The organism is Dietzia sp. SLG310A2-38A2 (genome assembly GCF_014145095.1).
Classification (GTDB): domain Bacteria; phylum Actinomycetota; class Actinomycetes; order Mycobacteriales; family Mycobacteriaceae; genus Dietzia.
On sequence record NZ_JAALDX010000179.1, the window covers coordinates 1 to 2,169 of the forward strand.

At 69.7% G+C, this 2,169-nt stretch carries 4 protein-coding genes; 3 read left to right on the top strand and 1 reads right to left on the bottom strand.

Annotation, left to right across the window (positions count from 1 at the left end; all coding sequences use genetic code 11):
* The 3 genes from G6027_RS07035 to G6027_RS07045 form a co-directional block, all read left to right on the top strand.
* On the top strand, positions 1-444 hold a 444-nt coding region (locus G6027_RS07035), incomplete at its 5' end, for an ATP-dependent helicase C-terminal domain-containing protein (RefSeq protein WP_277612319.1).
* Between the two features lie 112 nt (positions 445-556).
* Positions 557-1,087: a hypothetical protein gene (locus tag G6027_RS07040; RefSeq protein ID WP_182636549.1), complete on the top strand. Its 531-nt coding sequence runs from the start codon at positions 557-559 to the stop codon at positions 1,085-1,087.
* A 131-nt stretch (positions 1,088-1,218) separates the two neighbouring features.
* On the top strand, positions 1,219-1,773 hold the full coding sequence (locus tag G6027_RS07045) for a hypothetical protein (RefSeq protein ID WP_182636550.1): 555 nt from the start codon (positions 1,219-1,221) through the stop codon (positions 1,771-1,773).
* Positions 1,774-1,777: 4 nt separating this feature from the next.
* On the opposite strand, the gene G6027_RS07050 is transcribed toward G6027_RS07045, so the two are convergent.
* On the bottom strand, positions 1,778-2,169 hold a 392-nt coding region (locus G6027_RS07050), incomplete at its 5' end, for a L,D-transpeptidase (RefSeq protein ID WP_182636551.1).

The following is a 2,169-nucleotide window of genomic DNA, read 5'->3' on the forward strand; positions in this document are numbered from 1 at the left end:
GGGCCGGAGGTCGACGCCCTCGCGCGCGGCGGGAAGCTGGCGGGACGCGATGTCGGCTCCGCGCTGCGGCGCCTGTTCCCGTGGCCGGAGGCCGCCCGGTTCGATGATCTACTGCCCGACCGTCTTCAGGTGCCCAGCTCGTCGTCATACCGCGTCGACTACCCGGAACCCGGATCCGACGCCGCCCCCGTGCTGGCCGTCAAGCTGCAGGAGTGCTTCGGCTGGACCGCCTCACCCCGGATCTGCGACGGGCGGGTGCCCGTGACGGTCCATCTGCTCTCGCCCGCCGGCCGGCCACTCGCCGTGACCCGCGACCTGGCGTTCTTCTGGCGCGAGGCCTATCCCGGTGTGCGGGCGGAGATGAGGGGCCGCTATCCCAGACACCCCTGGCCGGAGGACCCGATGGTCGCGGAGCCCACCCGTCGGACCAATCGTCGGCGCTGAGGATTCCAATACCATAACGAGCTGCGTTGACGCAATGCCTCGGACCGGTCCGGCTCCTACCATGTGACCAAGCGCATCCGCGCCCGTCGACTCCGCCCGGAGGGTGATCGCCATGCCTTCGTACACACCACCCGCACCCCACCGTGTCCCCCTCCCGACCAGGACACCAGCACGGATCAAGACGATCCCGCACGTCCGGAACCGGATCGGGGCCCTGGTGGCGTTCGCCGGTCTGATACTGGCGCTGCTCAGCCTCTATCTGCCGTGGCTGTCCACGGGCCGGGACGAGCGGATCTCCGCCCTGGGGATCACCGATATCATCGACGTCCGCAGCGTCGCACCGGTGCTGTTTCTCGGACTACTGGTCCTGAGCTTCCTCGTGACGGTCACCGCGCTCACCCGCCTGGGCGCGTTCGCCGTCGCGGCGGCAGTGGTGTCGATCGGGGTGCTCGCGGGTCACCTCGCCTTTATCTGGACCCTCATCTTGTCCACGGGCTCGACGGAGCCGGCGCTGTCGGGCCTGCCCGCGAACGCCACGGTGACCTTCGGGCCCTTCGTGGCGGCGTTCGGGTTCGTGATGGTGACGGCGGGGTCGGCGTGGGCCGCCCGGTCGGCGCGGTACGTCAAGGATCGCGTGATGTGAGGGATGCAGGCGATCCGGCAGGACCGCGCCCTCGTGGCAGGACCGCACCGTTGTGGCAGAACCGGAGAACCACGACTATCGTGTGACTTATCTCACCTCGCAGGTTCCGGTCCGATTAAGGGGCAACCGCCATGGCCGCACAGACAACGCCCGTCACTCGTACCTCGCCCCCGTCGGCGAACACCCGGGGAGGCGGCAAGATCATCCCCCACCTGCGCAACCGCGTCGGCGGCCTGATCGCCGTCGTGGGACTGGCACTCGCCCTGCTCAGTCTGTACCTCCCCTGGTTGAGCACCGGGACGGGCGGGGGGATCAGCGCACTCGACCTCACCGAGATCCTGGACCTGCGCGCGATGGCGCCCCTGAACTTCCTGGGGCTCCTCGTCCTGTCAGTCCTGGTGGCGGTCACGCTGTTCACCCGGCTCGGATTCTTCGCGGCCGCCAACGCGGTCCTGGCGTCACTCGTGTTGATCGCCCACCTCATCTTCGTGTGGGTCCTGTTCAACTCGACCGACACCTCCGACCCGATGCTGGCGGGCCTGCCCGACGGCACATCGGTCACCTACGGGCCGTTCGTCGCCGCGATCGGATTCGTACTCGTGATCGCCGGATCGGCGTTGGCGGCCAAGTCCGCCGAGTACCTCCTCCCGGACCGCGCCGAGGCCCGCATGTTCAAGAACTCGTGAGGCGTCAGAACACCACTACGGTGTCCCCGACCTGCAGACTCTCGAAGTAGGTCGCGGCGGCGGGCCGGTCCATCCGGATGCACCCGTGCGACTCGTAGGCCGGGTCCCCCTCGTGGAACGCGATCCCGCCCACGAAGTACACCGCGTACGGCATCGGCGCGTCGTCGAACAGTCGGCTCACCTCGTGGCGCACCTTCCGGGTGACCTGGTACGTCCCACGCGGGGTCTCCCAGCCGGCCTTGCCGTGGGACATCCGCACCGGTCCGTAGCTCAGCCGCTCCCCCGACTGCAGCCAGGTCCGGTTGCCGTCGAGGTCGACGCACGCCGCGGCCGTACTCGGACACGGGCTCTGCGGGGTGAGGTCCGGCGGCGGCGGGGGCGGCGGGGGCGCGGCCG

Coding starts and splice junctions, on each gene's coding strand:
- G6027_RS07040 (WP_182636549.1), top strand. CDS start 557: ATGCCTTCGTACACACCACCCGCACCCCACCGTGTCCCCCTCCCGACC.
- G6027_RS07045 (WP_182636550.1), top strand. CDS start 1,219: ATGGCCGCACAGACAACGCCCGTCACTCGTACCTCGCCCCCGTCGGCG.